The organism is Vibrio sp. B1Z05 (assembly GCF_052955985.1).
In genome coordinates this window covers 1248977-1264874 of record NZ_CP130463.1, presented here as the reverse complement: position 1 = coordinate 1264874, position 15898 = coordinate 1248977, and the positions used below count along the sequence as shown (strand labels likewise).

Here is a 15898-nt window from a genome sequence, read left to right as displayed (position 1 = left end):
CGTTCTTACATTCGTTGTCTTACACTAGGTATCGCAGATGAGCTAAAAATCCCATCCAAGTGCTGCCTAGGCAATCCCAAGTTGATGTGTTAGAAACCACCATCACACTCACTTTTGAACCAGAGAACAGTGCCGAACTGTCTAAATCAGAGAGGGAAACTTGAGTACGCACTTTTTGTTGATCGCGAATCCAGTGATCATCATTGACTACGCGCGCTAATCCGTTGTTGTCACTGCTTGCATCATGTATTGCAAGTTCCTTACCTTGAATTTCACCTCTATGAACCTCACCCGGTAGCGCATCAAACACTAAACGTACATCTGTACCTTTGGTTAATTTTGCTAAACCTTTTTCATTAAAGTCCGCATTTACCCACGCGTGATTTCTGTCCACTAAGAACAACACAGGAGTCCCCGCGTTCACATACGTCCCCGAATTTAAATTCAAGTTACTGATCACGCCATCTACTGGCGCTAAGATTGTGGTCTTTTTAAGATCTAACTTTGCTAATTCAACACGAGCGCGAGCAACGGCCAATGCTCCATTATCACTGCTTTGTACCAACTCAGCTTTAATTTGCGCCACTTGTGCACGCGCCGATTCAACCGCTTGTTGATGAACGACTAAACTGGCATGACTATCGTCATACGCTTCTTGGCTAATTAGCTTGCGAGCAATTAATCGATCATTACGCTTTATTTTACGCAGTGCATTGCTCGACTCTTGCTGACGCTGACGAAGCGCAGCTAATGCACTGTTTAGATGCTGTTTGTTGGCTTGATAGGTTTGTTCAGCCTCTACTAAATTGGCTTGAGCCTGTGTCAACGCAAGTTGATAACGAGCTGAATCTAAACGAACCAGCAAGTCCCCTTTCTTCACTTTCTGTCCATTCTCAACCGCTAATTCAATCACGGGAGCAGACACTTCTGCCGCAATGCGACTGGTCGGGATATGTAATTGAGCTTGGGTGGTAAATGGAGCAACGTTGTCACTCACCACCAAAAACACAGCAAAAACTGCACTTAAACCAAGCACAAGATACAAGGCCCATTGATACGCTTTATTCATCATAATGTTTCACCTACAACAATATTTGAGGCGATATTAACCCCATTTTGTTTCATGTGCAACAAAAATTATTTTATACTGAGAAATAAACTTCTATCGCAGTCACATACCTTGTCAACAAACACGTCTCACGTCATATAAATGCTTTTTCGTCACTTGTATTCTCTAGATCAGCCCCTAGCAATAGTTTATGTTTAAAACATCAACCATTGCGGTATGAATAGCAGTCAATTCTTTATCCCGGAGGCACTATGAATAATGGAACACCACAGGACTATAGCGACGATTTATATCTTGTTTACTTTGAGGTCGCTCACACGCAAGAGACGTCACAAGACGCAACTCTGGATGTACTGACATCGTTTTTGAATGACAAAAGCGCCGATCAGATAGTGCATCTTGAGCACGGTTATCAAATGGCAATGCCGATGCAAACGATCCCTGATGTTGTAAGGCATCTCACTGAGAAGAATATCGCGGTGTATCAGGTTAGGCGTGGTAAGAGAGTTGAGTGAGTTTGGTTAGTAAAGTTCATTAAGCGTAATGCTTTAAATGTGCGCGGATTAATATGTGCAGGTATAAACGATTAAACATCATCTATACCTGCAAATTTCAAGACCTGACCCCGCACGTTCTTAGAATCATGGACGCCAGAAGATGGATGGTTGCATGTGGATGTTACGCTAGATGATGGCGCAATATTCGATGTTGAAGTTAATGAAAAAGGTTCGGTTAGAAATTCAAGCACACCTTACCCAATTAATGAGTACTATGTAGAAATCCCTAAGTCGTCCATCTCAAGTAAAGAACGAATTGAGTTAGGTAATGGAAATTACGATGTTAAGTCCAAGCTTAAGTGATCAAAGGGGAATGTCATTGAGCATTTTCGGTACAGTGGTTTGTTTATGGGAATAAATTGCAATACACGCTGCTCAATTAAGCATAAGGAAAGAGCGATCACAACCTTGTGATTCTCGGTCTAACAAACAACTTTGGTATCAACAACTGCTTTAGCCCAATAAAAAAATCCAAGTCATACTGAGTTCTACCCACAATTACCTCAGAAACGATATTATCCCTCGAACTAACTCGCCTATCGCAGCATGCCCTTGAGGAGTAAACGTCCAAGCAAACACAGCTATATTTACGATTACCGTGATCCATAAAATCGTTTTAAATGGCTGTTTCTTCGATTTGTGGTTAAATTCGGTCTGTGCGCATAAAGCGCCAGGCCAACCGCCGAACAACGCTAGCAGATGAAGTGTGTTTTCAGACGTTCGCCATCGACCTTCTTTTGCTGCGCTTTTATCTATCGCATACATAAAATAAGTCACCAGAGACATAAATGCATAAGCAAGGATAATCCACTTTTCCCCGTTAAATAGCATAGTGGCAATAATTACTGCAAAAAGATAAATAGTGCTAAACAGCATGCTCGTTGACATAGGTGAGCCTCCAACACGAGCCACATTATGAGCATTGAAACGACCTCGGTTATCTTCGAGGACTTCAAATGTAACTTCATCCCCTATTTTCGGTCGTCGATTCCTATTTTTCAGTGCAGAAATATGCACAAAAACCTTCTGCTCGCTGTATGGCATTTCGATAAAACCATATCCTTTTGCATCAAACCACTCGACTATTTGGCCTTTTATCATTTCCCTATACCCGTATTTCCATCATTACATCAATCAACAAAGAACGAAAAAACGCCACTCATGATGTATAAAATAAGTGGCGTAATTTAACTCAATTTAGCAAAAATAATTAGTATTTTTGCGAGTTCACACCCAGTTCTTGTTGGATGCTGCGAGACAGTTTTAGCACCCAGTTGTTGTAGTTTCTATGGATAGTGCCGTTTTTGTAATTCAGGTTTTGGCTGCTTACATAATGGATGCTGTATTCACTATCATCATATTCAATCTTGACTCTAGCCGTGTGAGAACGCACTGAGATATCGGCCATAATCACGCCAGGTTCAATTACCCTAGGCGTCCAGCCGCGGCGCTCTGCTGCGCGAAATATTGCATCACGTACAGATTCACTCGAAACATGTTCACCAGTTTGTGACGTCGGTACATAAGCTTGTTCAATATTTAAAACTGGTTTGGAGGCACATCCTGCCATAAAAAAGCCAAGTGCAATAACAAGGAATAGTTTCTTCACAGTAATGTCCTTTAAATTCATAGTATAAAATTTCTTTTACATGCCCTACATCATCCCCCTCAAACACATTTTGATGTCGTGCAGATGATGAGATGATTTGATGCATATAATTTTTACGATAGAGTGGATTACTTAAAGTAACCGCCATTTTTTAAAATAGCAGTCGCTTAAATATAGGTGCAAATTTCAAGACCTGACCCCGCACCTTGACCCCGCACCTAATCGTCAGCGCCGCATTTTTGACATGGCTCGTAGGTTCTCTCGCCTTCACTAATCACGGCGAAATCGGTTACGCATTTTTCGCACAATGCCATTTTTGGGTAGGCGACTTTTTGCTTTTTAGAAGAAGTGTCACCTTCCACAATGTAATATTTTCTCATGTTCTATCATATTGAATTGTAGATAATAGAAAGGATTATAACGAAATAATACGGGTGATTGTGCTACTAATCTGCCTTAAACACTGTTGATTTACTCATTTTGCTCATGATGATTAATGATAGACTGACTCCATCATCATGACTCAACGGAAATACTATGCGGAAACACCATGCGGAAACATCATGAAAGACTGTAACCAATGCGGGAAATGTTGCATCAAATATGGCAATGGTGATTTAGCGGCCACACAACAAGAAATTGAACTGTGGGAGTTATTTAACCCGGATATATTTGAGTATGTGAAAGATGGCAAAATCTGGTTTGATCCGCAAACAAGAGAGCAACTAGAGCGTTGCCCATTTTTAGAATTGGTACCAAAAATCAGAGCTGGAGAAAAAGACAAATATACGTGTAGCATTTACCTCGACCGACCCGAAGATTGTCGCCACTACCCTAGCCTTATCGATGAAATGGTCAGAGATGAATGTGAAATGATTGAAGTTGTTGATTTGGGTAACCCAAACAAAGCGCAGAAGCAGCTTGATAAATTAATGAGTTCGAGCCGGCCATCAAGCTATTCCTAACGCTGATATTTGCAACGTTCAAACCTTACTAAGACAGGCTCAAACGTGCGCTTATACGATCTCTTTTACTCGGCCCACATCGCCACTTTCTAGGCGAACCTTAATGCCGTGCGGATGGTTAGGTGACTTAGTCAGAATATCTTTCACTACGCCTGAAGTCAGTGTTCCAGTGCGTTGATCTTTTTTCAGGACAATGTTTACTTCAAGCCCTTTGCGTATGTTAGATCGTTGAGTTCCACTCATGTTTGCGCCCTTATCACTACAATATGAATCATAAAAAAGTGCCAGCCAGTTAACTTGAATACAACGGGCTGACACGCATCAATTTTGATTAAGAATTTCTTAACCAAATATCGTCAGAGCCGCCTTGCGCTTTTTTCTTACGCTTTTTCTTGCCAGTACCTGCTGGTGCTGCTTTTGGTTTGTTGGCTTCAATCATTTCTTGAGTTACGGTTTCGTCTACCTCAAAGCCTGCAACTTGCTCACGCTCAAGACGAATTTTGTTTTTCTTTTCAATAACTTTGAAATGATGCAGATCTTCATAATCGATCAGCGATAAAGCCAAGCCCACTTCACCGGCACGACCACTACGTCCAATGCGATGCATGTAATCGGAAGGGCTTCTTGGCAGGTCGAAGTTGATAACCACTGGCAGTTTTTCAATATCTAGACCGCGGGCTGCAATATCAGTTGCGATAAGCACTTCAATCTCACCTGACTTGAACGCATCAAGGATACGAGTACGGTAGCCTTGGCCTTTGTCACCGTGGAATACGTCGGCTTCAATGCCGCGCTTATGCAGTTTGTCTGCTAAGTGCTCACAACTGTTTTTCGCATTTACAAACACTAACGCTTGTCGCCATTGGTGCTTTTTGATCAAGTGCGCCAGTACCGCCGTTTTCTCGCCTTTGTTGACGTTGAATACGCGCTGTACCACGGTGCTCTCGTCATCGCTTTGCAGTTGAACTTCAACTGGATCATTGAGCAGTTCTTGAGTAAGCGCCTGCACTTGTTCTGGGAAAGTGGCTGAGAACAACAGCGTTTGTTTTTGCTTAGGCAGTTTCGCTAATAGGTCGGACAGTTCTTCTGTAAAGCCTAAGCTCAACATACGGTCTGCTTCATCCAATACTAACGTCTTCACTCTGTCCAGTTTAATGGCGTTACTAGAGATCAGATCAAGCAAACGACCTGGCGTTGCCACCAAGATATCTGTGCCACCGCGCAGTGTTTGCATTTGTGCATTGGTTGATACACCACCGAACACAGCAACAGTTTTGATCTCACCGTTAAAGTGAACCGCATAAGACTTAACGTTATCGGCCACCTGTTTTGCCAACTCTCGTGTTGGCACCAAGATCAAACCCGAGACATAGTTGCCCTTGCTTGGGCTCGATTTCACCAAATCATGCTTAGTGAACAACTCTTGCAGTATAGGCAGTGCAAATGCGGCGGTTTTACCTGAACCAGTATTAGCGCCTGCAATGACGTCACGACCCGCTAGTACGCTAGGGATGATTTGCGCTTGAATAGGTGTAGGTTGTTGATACTCCAGCTCTTCTAGGCGAGCTAAAAGAGGTTTAATTAACGCAAGATCAGCAAAGCTGTTAGGGGTTGTGGCATTGGTCATAGATAATTTGGCTCAGACTTAAATAATGGGGTGCATTCTAGCGTATTTTGCAGAAGATAGATAAAAAAAAGGGAACCATTAGGCTCCCTATTTCATTCGGTCAGTTATTCACACTCAGCATGAGTGATAAAACTAGTCACGTAATACTGCGCCAAACTTCTCTGAAACTGCGCTCACTGTTGCTTCAACAGCGCCAGCAATGTCTGCTTCTTCCAAAGTACGCTCAACAGATTGCAGAGTTAGAGCAATCGCCAAACTCTTCTTACCGTCTTCAACGCCTTTACCTTGGTAAACGTCGAACAGTTTCGCATCTGTCATTAACTCGCCACCGTTAGCAAGACAGGCAGCTACTACGTCGCCAGAAGCCACAGCTTCGTCAACAACTAGCGCGATGTCGCGGCGGTTTGCAGGGAACTTAGATACGGCTACCGCTTCAGGAAGCACGCGAGTTGCAATTGCATCCCACTCTAGTTCAAATACAACAGTGCGGCCGTTAAGACCAAACTTACGCTCAAGTTCTGGGTGAACAGTACCGATAACGCCTACTTCTTTACCGTCTAGGATAATAGCCGCAGCTTGACCTGGGTGAAGTGCTGGGTGCTTAGTTGCCGCAAAGCTGTACGCTTTTTCGTTGCAAGTCAGCTCAAGTACCGCTTCTAAATCGCCTTTAAGATCAAAGAAATCAACAGTGTTGGTTTCGATGTCCCAATGCTCTTCACTGCGAGAACCTGCAAGAACGCCGGCTAGCATGAATTCTTGACGCATGCCATTTTCAGCATTGGCATCAGGAATAAAGCGTAGGCCAGATTCGAACAAACGAACACGTGGCTGTTGACGTTTTTGGTTGTGAACAACCGTGTTTAGCAAACCTTGGATCAACTGTACACGCATTGCTGACATGTCAGCAGAGATTGGGAACGGCAGCACTAAAGGCTCAATGCTTGGTGCAATCAGTTTTTGTTGCTCAGGCTCAACAAAGCTGTACGTTACCGCTTCGTGATAGCCACGGTCCACCAGCAGATCACGAACACGTTTTAGTGGCTGATTCGCCTCTTTGTGATCGTTCATTGTCAGTGCCGCTAAAGGCGCTTGATTTGGAATGTTGTTGTAGCCAAAAATACGACCAACTTCTTCAACCAAGTCTTCTTCGATAGCGATATCAAAACGCCATGTTGGAGCAACTGCATCCCAACCTGATTCAGTTGTCGTTACTGTACAACCTAGACGTTCTAGAATTTCAACAACGTCTGCATCAGAGATAGCGTGACCTAGTAGGCTGTCTAGCTTAGTGCGACGTAGAGAAACGGTGTTGGCTTTTGGCAAGTCTTGCGCTGATTCAACGCCAGCGATTGGAGCAACGTCACCGCCACAGATCTCAACCAAAAGCTGAGTAGCGCGTTCCATTGCTTTGTGTTGCAGTTCAAAATCCACACCACGCTCAAAGCGCATTGAAGAATCAGTATGCAAACCGTAAGCACGTGCACGGCCGCGAATCGCATCCGGTGCAAAGAAGGCACTTTCAAGAAGTACGTCAGTCGTTTCGCCAGTTACGCCAGAGCCTTCACCACCGAAGATACCTGCGATAGCAAGAGCTTGTTTGTGATCGGCAATGATCAGCGTATCTGCATTTAATTTTGCTTCGTTGCCATCAAGAAGAGTCAGTTTCTCGTCTTGCTCTGCCATACGAACCACAATGCCACCTTCAATCTTGCTCAGATCGAACGCGTGCATTGGTTGGCCTTGTTCTAACATCACGTAGTTAGTGATATCAACAATTGGGTCGATAGAGCGAACGCCACAACGACGCAGTGCTTCTTGCATCCAAATTGGAGAAGCTGCTTTCACGTTGACGTTTTTGATCACACGGCCAAGGTAACGAGGACATGCGTGCGCCGCTTTCACTTCGATAGCAACGGTGTCTTGAATGCTTTCAGAAGCCGCTGTGAATTCTGGCTCTTTTACCGCTTCACGGTTAAGTACGCCCACTTCACGAGCAAGACCACGAATGCTAAAGCAATCAGCGCGGTTTGCTGTAAGATCCACATCAACCGTTACGTCGTTAAGATCTAGGAATTCACGGAAATCCGTACCCACAACAGCAGTTTCTGGTAATTCCATGATGCCGTCAGATTCCACATCAATGCCTAGCTCTGTGAAAGAACACAGCATGCCGTGTGAAGGTTGACCACGTAGTTTTGCTTTTTTGATTTTGAAATCGCCCGGTAGAACAGCACCAACGGTTGCCACAGCAACAATTAAGCCTTCGCGACAGTTTGGCGCGCCACATACGATATCAAGAAGTTCTTCTGCGCCAACATCTACTTTTGTTACGCGCAATTTGTCAGCATCTGGGTGCTGACCACATTCCACTACTTTACCTACTTTAACGCCGGTAAATTCGCCCGCTACAGGAAGAACGTCGTCAACCTCTAAGCCAGCCATTGTAATTTGGTGTGTTAGTTCGTCAGTAGTAACCGCAGGGCTAACCCACTGACGAAGCCATGATTCACTGAATTTCATCTATTTGTGTCCCTGGATTACTTGAACTGTTTAAGGAAACGAAGGTCGTTTTCGAAGAACGCACGTAAGTCCGTTACGCCGTAACGAAGCATAGTTAAGCGCTCAACGCCCATACCAAATGCGAAGCCTTGGTACTGTTCAGGGTCAATGCCTACAGAGCGAAGTACGTTAGGGTGAACCATGCCACAACCTAATACTTCTAACCATTTGCCGTCTTTACGTTTTACATCCACTTCAGCAGAAGGTTCTGTGAACGGGAAGTAAGATGGACGGAAACGCACTTCTACTTCTTCTTCGAAGAATGCCACTAGGAAGTCAGAGATGATGCCTTTCAACTGCGCAAAGTTTACGTTCTCATCAACCAATAGACCTTCAATCTGGTGGAACATTGGCGTGTGAGTTTGGTCGTAATCGTTACGGTATACACGGCCTGGTGCAATGAAACGAAACGGTGGTTTGCCGTTTTCCATAGTACGGATTTGAACACCAGAGGTGTGCGTACGTAGCATCAGATCAGGGTTGAAGAAGAAAGTATCGTGATCGGTACGAGCTGGGTGATCTTGCGCAATGTTCAGTGCATCGAAGTTATGGAATGCATCTTCGATTTCTGGGCCTGATTCTGTTGCAAAACCCAGTTCACCAAAGAACTGTTCCATACGCTCGATAGTGCGCGTTACTGGGTGTAGACCACCGTTTTCAATGCGACGACCTGGTAGGGTCACATCGATGGTTTCAGCAGCCAGTTTAGCTTCCAACTCTGCTTTTTGCAGGCCGTCTTTACGAGCCGCAATTGCTTGTTGAACCGCACCTTTCGCTTTGTTGATCTCTTGACCCGCGCTACGGCGTTCTTCTGGCGGTAATTTACCTAGGCTTTGAAGTTGAAGCGTTAGCTCACCTTTTTTACCTAGGAATTGAACACGCACTTCATCCAGTGCAACTAACGATTGCGCTTCTTCGATAGCAGCAGTCGCGTTAGCAATAATCTCTTGTAGATGTTGCATTATTTCCTCGTCTGCCTAATGGCAGTATCCATCGGGATTTAGGGTATTTTGAATAGTTACACATAGTAATAAAAGGCAGGCATAAAGCCAAACGTAAATAGGCGGAAATTCAAGATTTCTTAATTCTTCGGCAAGAACAGCGCGATATAAGTACTCACTCCTCTGTTTGTGACGCACTTTTTGTCATGAGTGGTTAAACTTTACTCAGGTTGGGCTTTGTATCTAACTCTTGCACTTGTTATCCGATCAAGAGCTAAGCGAAGTATGAAAATACAAACAAACAAGCAGCTAACGCCGAAGTTCAATGATTTATATCTCAATGATATCAATGTGCTATACCCCAATACTCTAAAAGGTGCATATAATCACAATTGACGTATTGGATACTCAGTCATTGTCAAAATCACCGCTAGCAGGGAGAGACACCTAGTGAAATCACCATTACCCACGATTATCAGCAGCGCCATACTCGGTTTTTCTTCACTAACGGCAAGTTTTGCGTTGGTTGCCGAGCCGCACTCGGCCTCTTATCGTCTTGAAACTGTGGCCACGGGTTTGCAAATCCCTTGGTCGATTGAATTTGTTAGTGCGAATACGGCGTTAATCAGCGAACGTAATGGCGCCATTGTCGAGCTCGACATTACCAATAAAGCGATTAAGCCTTTATATACACCCAGTAATGTTTATGCCAAAGGCCAAGGCGGCCTGCTCGACCTTGCGATTAATCCGTTAGACAAGACTCAGGTCTACCTCACCTACAGCCAAAATACTCAGCAAGGCGCACGAGTAGCACTTGCGACTATGACTTATCAAAATGGCGCTATTACGGGCTTCAACGATATTGTACTGACTCAATCAAATTCTGATAGCGGACGTCATTTTGGCAGTCGAATAGCCTTTGATGCAGACAATAAACTGTACTTTAGTATTGGCGATCGCGGCGTAAGAGATAACGGGCAAGATTTATCGACGCATGCGGGCAGCATCCTCAGAGTGAACAGTGACGGCTCAGTCCCTGCCGATAATCCATTTGTAAAAAACCCACAAGCGCTATCTGAGATATGGAGCTATGGGCACCGCAACCCGCAAGGAATCACCTTTGCGCAAAACACCAATACCTTATGGGCCATAGAGCACGGCCCGCGTGGCGGTGATGAGATTAATCACATTCAAAAAGGCCATAATTATGGCTGGGCAGAGACCTCACACGGTAAAGAATATTGGGGACCGATTAGCGTTGGTGATTCAGAATATAAAGAAGGCGTCACCGCACCAGCACTGGTTTACACCCCTTCTATCGCGCCTTCGTCGTTAATTCTTTATCAAGGTAAACGCTATCCTGAGCTTAATGGGAAATTACTGGCAGGTGCATTAAAGCTCACTCATATCAACGTTATCAAGATAGACGGCAACAAACTGATTGAAGAGAAGCGCTTGTTTGAAGATTTAGGCGAAAGAATTCGTGATATACAGGTCTCACCTGATGACTATCTGTACGTTACAACAGACAGCGGAAAAGTCATAAGGCTCGTTCCTTAGTTTTATATTTTTGAACTTGTAACCCCAAACCTTCTAGGAAATTTGTCTTTTTGCATATTACGCTGATGCCTGCTTTGTACTCCCCTGCATTAATACAAATTTTCTAGTTTTCTTTACTCAAAACCCGAAATAGCTTATCCCAATGATTTTATTTCATCTGCAATCATTGTTCCCCACGGCTTAACTACTGATAAAGCTTTCAAATTTCCTCCTTGAAATCTATCAACGCAGTCTTAAGCTGTGAGTTAACGTGTACTATGTCAGAGCGTTAGCGAGTCGGCACGCGTTTACGAATCAGCCTTAAAGGCTTATTATGAGTCTTTTATACCTGTGATATGCAGTTTATGGATCTCTTCTCCACCAAACGGGCTTAATTCAATTTCGATCAGACAATTGAGCTCAACTTCTGGCTTTAGCATTGAATATATGTAATCAACATTGCTCTGATTACCAAAAATAGAGAAGTTGAATTCACCTGTTGGTATATATTGACCAGCCTCAGATACAGCTAATTTTCCGGCATTTTTGAATTTATTAAAGTCAAATACCTCACATTTCACTGTGCGAATTTCTTGTTCTAACTTGGTTGGAACATCAAACATTTTTGTATCTTCAGCGCCTATAAATAGATCTTTCTCAGGCGAACTAGCCTTACCTGCTGAGATTTCGGTTAGCTTGTTTGCGCCAGCCATATGGGCTAAGTCTTGAAAGTTAGGAAGAGCTGTTTTGCCAATTTTGATTACAGTCCCGTGATAATGATGGGTCTCATCGCCAATATGAACTGTAGCGTCACCCTCATTGTTGAATTGATATGTCGGAGTATCGCCTCGTTGGACTGCACCACACACTGTTTTTAGAAAATTGAATGTATCTTTTGTTGCGTCCCATACATTTTGAGGGCCGTACGTTGAAAATAAGGGCAAACCAAGCTGTACACCTTGTAAGACAATATCAAAGCTGGTTAGTAACGAACCATGTTTAATCTCAGTGGTTTTGATGAAATATTTTTCGCGTTCTTTCTGGCTTAACTTCTTTACGCCTGTAATTCCCATGTAAGATTTGTCTACGATCTTTTGGAAGTTATCCAGTGCGGCGATAGCTGTATGAAGAGGAACACCATCTTCTAATTTTTTGCCGTCAATTTTGAACTGCATTTCATGCATATTAGTGTCACCATAAACCAAATTGACATAAGGAATGTTATACTGTCATAAATGAAACTTTATAACACTGATACACATTAAGTATTGTGAACTCGACAGACTCAACGCTCGCTTAAGTGGTGAGCAACGCTACCACGACATTTACTTATTACGTCGTAAACACAAAAGCTAAATAAGGCCAAAACAGCCAAGCGTTGCGAATCAGTCTAAAAGCGTGTTGTTAGCACTCGTTTAGCGACAATATTCAACCAAATTGTTAAAGCTTTCATTGTAATGAATATCTAGCTTGATCACATCCCAAGCTTGAATAAATGCCGGCTTCGGAAACGCTAATTTCATACCCCCCTCCTATACAGACCAAGTCTCGTCATCAATCATGTTTCTTTTATGCAAACCAAACTCTTCGAAACAAAGATCAAAATATACCCGCATATATCTCATTGTTTTATCTCGAACTTCATCGGGCAAACTCTCCAGTCTAAAATCACGATCATTTACACTTTCAGGGAAGTTAAGGATGATCTCTTGATACCTTTTTGTATACTCCATGTAGTTTTGAGGCTTTAGTTGTTTAGTTTGGAGTTCAAACTGTTTTTTGGTAGCACTAGATTGAAACCCTAGAGCAACTATAGAGATAATTGCAACGCCAAGCGCAATTGCATTTCCCCAATCGAATGATGTACTAGAATAATTAGCTTAGCTAAACTTAGTGGCGCAGCGGCCAGAGCTAAGCTTTATTTATCCCTTTAAAGAGCTTGTATGTCGCTGAACTATAGATACAAAAACGCCGCTCTTTCGAGCGGCGCTTTTTAAAACTATCTGGAACTAAGCTGGAGAGACCTGGTAAGATTTAACTTTACCCTCTTTCTTAGCTTGACTATATGCAGCTTTGATCTTTTTCATAGCTTCTAGTTTAGCCACTTTAGCTTTTGTAACTTGGGGTTGTGATTTCATAACCTAAACCCTCCTCTCCTAAGTTCATTCTCACTTCAAAGTTTAACTCTTCTGTATAGAGTTTGGCAAGTCGATCATAGAAACGTTTTAACTTTGTGCTCTCTGCGACGCAAACATAAGCTTCAGCATTACTATTTCTGTAGTGAAACTCAAGTAAGTCTTTAATGATTCGACCTAACTCGCGCATTCCTGGTACTGATATAGAAACTTCCGGCCTTACAAAAAACTGATCAGATTCAAAGTTTTCTTTAAGATCGAACTTTACCTCGTAACTGTTTTCTCGATAATCGATGCCAAGTTCTTCGGCTTTCTCACTTATCATCTCTTCAGTCCGAGTCGCATCAACTCGGTTGAAAAGCATCACATAGCTATGGTTATCAACTGAAAACTCAATGATTTGACAAGAAATATCACCAATATCAAAGTCTTGTAAAATCCAACTAGACAACAATTTATTCCATTATTCTTTATTTTCAACCATTATACCCGTTTACATCACGGGGTTGAACCTAGATAGGCTCATCAGATGCAGAGCGACATAACGAATGACATGGATTCCCCCTACCGAGAATCTACCACAGTTATGTGGTACTTAAATGCATCGGAGGCACCATGTCTGATTATTCTTATTTCTGCGGTATCGACCTAGCTAAAAACCACTTTAGTATTCATGCTGTAGACCAAAATGGTAAAGTCATACTTCATAAGTCGGTAACCCGCTCTAAACTACTGACTACAATAGCAAATATGCCACTCATGCGTATAGGCGTTGAAGCGTGTGGTGGTGCACATTATTGGGCAAGAACACTCAATAAACTGGGTCACGACGCCCGTATTATGGCCGTTAAATACGTCATTCCTTATCGAACTACGGGAAAGAACGACCTTAATGATGCTGTTGCCATATGCGAAGCTGTTCAGCGACCATCAACCGCTTTGTGCCTGTAAAATCCCTCGAGCAACAAGCCAACTTATCGGTACATAGCATGAGAGAGCATTGGGTTCGTGAGCGCACCGCTCTTATGAATCGCATGCGTGCCTTAATCTCTGAATTCAGGTTGATCATTCCTGTTGGCCGCTCTTCGTTAATGAAACATGTTCCCTTAACGCTTGAAGACGCAAAAAATTAACTGCCACACCTCGCAAGAACAGTTATTGCCGAGGCTTATCATCACCTTGGAGAATTGAATCAACGTATCGCCTATACTGAGCAAGTCTTTGACTTTTTTGCTAAGGTCAGCGCTAATGTTCAACGAGTGATAAAATTTCGATATATTGGGCCACAAACAGCTACTGCAATACTCACTTCTATAGGTAATGGTTTTCAATTTGATAAAAGCCGTAATTTTTCAGCTTGGCTAGGCTTAGTACCAAAGCAATATTCGACGGGAGGAAAACCTCGGTTAGGTCGGATAACCAAAACGGCGACAAATAACAACGAACATTATTAGTTCATGGGCTAGGACCGTCATTGCTAACCTTGGCGACAAACAAGATAATATAAATCAGTCGTGTAGAGACGTTCTAGAACGAAGAGGAATGAACCGTGCGATAGTAGCTCTTGCCGCGAAGAACGCACGAATTATATGGCCGCTTTTACACAATCAAACGGAATATGAAAACTATGCTGCTTAAATAGAAACTTAAGCAACATAGTTTAGCGGATGTTTGGCAACCGGGGGAATCCATGTGGCCACATTAAGGTGTGAGCAACGCTACTACTACACTTAACCAAACCACCTTAAGCACTGAACCCAGTGATAGAATGAAAAATGCCAAGCGTTGAGAATCACTCTTAAATGCTTAGTTTACTGATACCCACTTCTCTTCAAGGGTAAATTGATTGTTGTCAAAGTCTATTCTCCCTTGAATGCCTAATGGTGTTACAAGCATAGGATGAGTATGGCAACTGTCAAAACCATAAAAGATTGGAACTTCCTTTCCATTCAACACTTCAAGTAATACATCAAGTGGAGTTCTACCTGTTCCTTTGTCGTCAAATAACTCATGCTTGCCTAATATAATTGCGCCTACTTTGTCAAAAACACCGCAAGCAAATAAATGCGCAAAAGAGCGCTCTACCGTTTCAATACCCTTTAGTGAGTCTTCAATTAATAACAAATCGCCTTGGCGAATCTGTGGCATATATGGGCTTCCCCATATGCCTGCCATTGTATTTAAGTTACCACCCACAATACGCCCCTGGACAACACCTTTACCGATAAACTCCCATATATTAGTGTAGGTAGGTTTACCTGTGTCTTGCGTATCCCAGTTAATACGAACATCTGTCCACTCTTTTGGCATAGCATATGAATAAATGCTTGAAGTTGACGACAGTATATCTATGAATGACTCAAATGTATTATCAACTAGCTGTGGAAATTCACCAAAAGAAGCAACTAAAGCTGGTCCATAAAATGTGACCAACCCCGTTTGGGCATAAATTCCCATTAGTAATGCGGTGACGTCTGAATAACCAATGATGATTTTAGGGTCATGACGCAAGGTTTCATAATCAATATATGGCAATAGAGCATTGCTATTATTTCCACCAATCGTAGACATAATACAACGAACACTTGGGTCACGAATAAGTTCATTTAACTCATTAGCACGCTCTTGAATTGAACCAGAACGATAAGAGTCAGACTTTCCAGTTAAAGAGCCTGCGACTAACTCAAACCCCTTTGATGCTAGGTAAGCTTTAGCTCGCTCAAATCGGATTTCTGCAAACACTGTTGCTGGTGAAGACGGTGAGAAAAAGCCGATTTTGTCACCTACATTTAAAGCCTTTGGATATAACACTTAATTTAATCCTCCATAATTAAGTAAACGCCCGCTTAAGCGGACAAAAATTGTGGGCTATTACAGCTATCAAACCGAAAATCCTA

At 42.8% G+C, this 15898-nt stretch carries 14 protein-coding genes and 1 pseudogene; 4 read left to right on the top strand and 11 right to left on the bottom strand.

Going from position 1 to position 15898, the window contains the following annotated elements:
* Positions 1-19: 19 nt before the first annotated feature.
* Positions 20-1072: an HlyD family secretion protein gene (locus QV280_RS05895; RefSeq protein WP_152821041.1), complete on the bottom strand. Its 1053-nt coding sequence runs from the start codon at positions 1070-1072 to the stop codon at positions 20-22.
* A 248-nt stretch (positions 1073-1320) separates the two neighbouring features.
* On the opposite strand from QV280_RS05895, the gene QV280_RS05890 reads away from it, so the two are divergent.
* Entirely contained in the window at positions 1321-1584 is a 264-nt protein-coding gene (locus QV280_RS05890; protein WP_152821043.1) for a hypothetical protein, read from the top strand.
* A 540-nt stretch (positions 1585-2124) separates the two neighbouring features.
* Here QV280_RS05890 and QV280_RS05885 read toward each other — a convergent pair.
* The 3 genes from QV280_RS05885 to QV280_RS05875 form a co-directional block, all read right to left on the bottom strand.
* A complete protein-coding gene (locus QV280_RS05885; RefSeq protein ID WP_023404190.1) occupies positions 2125-2727 on the bottom strand; it encodes a DUF1294 domain-containing protein in 603 nt (200 codons plus the stop codon).
* 109 nt (positions 2728-2836) lie between these two features.
* Positions 2837-3235, bottom strand: a complete 399-nt coding sequence (locus QV280_RS05880) for a hypothetical protein (protein WP_367869582.1) — start codon at positions 3233-3235, stop codon at positions 2837-2839.
* A 218-nt stretch (positions 3236-3453) separates the two neighbouring features.
* The gene (locus tag QV280_RS05875; RefSeq protein WP_172972815.1) at positions 3454-3615 is read right to left on the bottom strand and encodes a hypothetical protein; all 162 of its coding nucleotides are present in this window, start codon (positions 3613-3615) and stop codon (positions 3454-3456) included.
* 183 nt (positions 3616-3798) lie between these two features.
* Between QV280_RS05875 and QV280_RS05870 the strand changes: the two genes are divergently transcribed.
* Positions 3799-4200 carry a YkgJ family cysteine cluster protein gene (locus tag QV280_RS05870; RefSeq protein ID WP_152821047.1) on the top strand — a complete coding sequence of 134 codons (402 nt, stop codon included), beginning with the start codon at positions 3799-3801 and terminating at the stop codon, positions 4198-4200.
* Positions 4201-4251: 51 nt separating this feature from the next.
* Here QV280_RS05870 and QV280_RS05865 read toward each other — a convergent pair whose 3' ends face one another.
* From QV280_RS05865 to pheS, 4 genes are all read right to left on the bottom strand, one after another.
* A complete protein-coding gene (locus tag QV280_RS05865) occupies positions 4252-4443 on the bottom strand; it encodes a YwbE family protein (RefSeq protein ID WP_021713190.1) in 192 nt (63 codons plus the stop codon).
* A gap of 88 nt (positions 4444-4531) precedes the next feature.
* Positions 4532-5827 (bottom strand): DEAD/DEAH box helicase, encoded by a 1296-nt coding sequence (locus QV280_RS05860; protein WP_152821049.1) that lies wholly within the window; start codon positions 5825-5827, stop codon positions 4532-4534.
* A 132-nt stretch (positions 5828-5959) separates the two neighbouring features.
* A complete protein-coding gene (gene pheT, locus QV280_RS05855) occupies positions 5960-8347 on the bottom strand; it encodes a phenylalanine--tRNA ligase subunit beta (RefSeq protein WP_152821051.1) in 2388 nt (795 codons plus the stop codon).
* A 17-nt stretch (positions 8348-8364) separates the two neighbouring features.
* Positions 8365-9348: a phenylalanine--tRNA ligase subunit alpha gene (gene pheS, locus QV280_RS05850; RefSeq protein ID WP_021713187.1), complete on the bottom strand. Its 984-nt coding sequence runs from the start codon at positions 9346-9348 to the stop codon at positions 8365-8367.
* 465 nt (positions 9349-9813) lie between these two features.
* Here pheS and QV280_RS05845 point away from each other — a divergent pair, with 465 nt between their 5' ends.
* Positions 9814-10887, top strand: coding sequence for a PQQ-dependent sugar dehydrogenase (locus QV280_RS05845; RefSeq protein WP_367869593.1), 1074 nt, complete (start codon positions 9814-9816; stop codon positions 10885-10887).
* A 311-nt stretch (positions 10888-11198) separates the two neighbouring features.
* Here the strand turns inward: QV280_RS05845 and QV280_RS05840 are convergent, their stop codons facing one another.
* Together QV280_RS05840 and QV280_RS05835 are read right to left on the bottom strand one after the other, a co-directional pair.
* Entirely contained in the window at positions 11199-12050 is an 852-nt protein-coding gene (locus QV280_RS05840) for a fructose 1,6-bisphosphatase (protein WP_172972816.1), read from the bottom strand.
* Positions 12051-12972: 922 nt separating this feature from the next.
* A complete protein-coding gene (locus tag QV280_RS05835) occupies positions 12973-13452 on the bottom strand; it encodes a hypothetical protein (RefSeq protein WP_152821053.1) in 480 nt (159 codons plus the stop codon).
* Positions 13453-13616: 164 nt separating this feature from the next.
* Here QV280_RS05835 and QV280_RS05830 point away from each other — a divergent pair.
* A pseudogene (locus QV280_RS05830) lies at positions 13617-14639 on the top strand (IS110 family transposase).
* Positions 14640-14807: 168 nt separating this feature from the next.
* Here QV280_RS05830 and QV280_RS05825 read toward each other — a convergent pair.
* Positions 14808-15812, bottom strand: a complete 1005-nt coding sequence (locus QV280_RS05825; protein ID WP_367869583.1) for a S66 family peptidase — start codon at positions 15810-15812, stop codon at positions 14808-14810.
* Between the last annotated feature and the right edge of the window lie 86 nt (positions 15813-15898).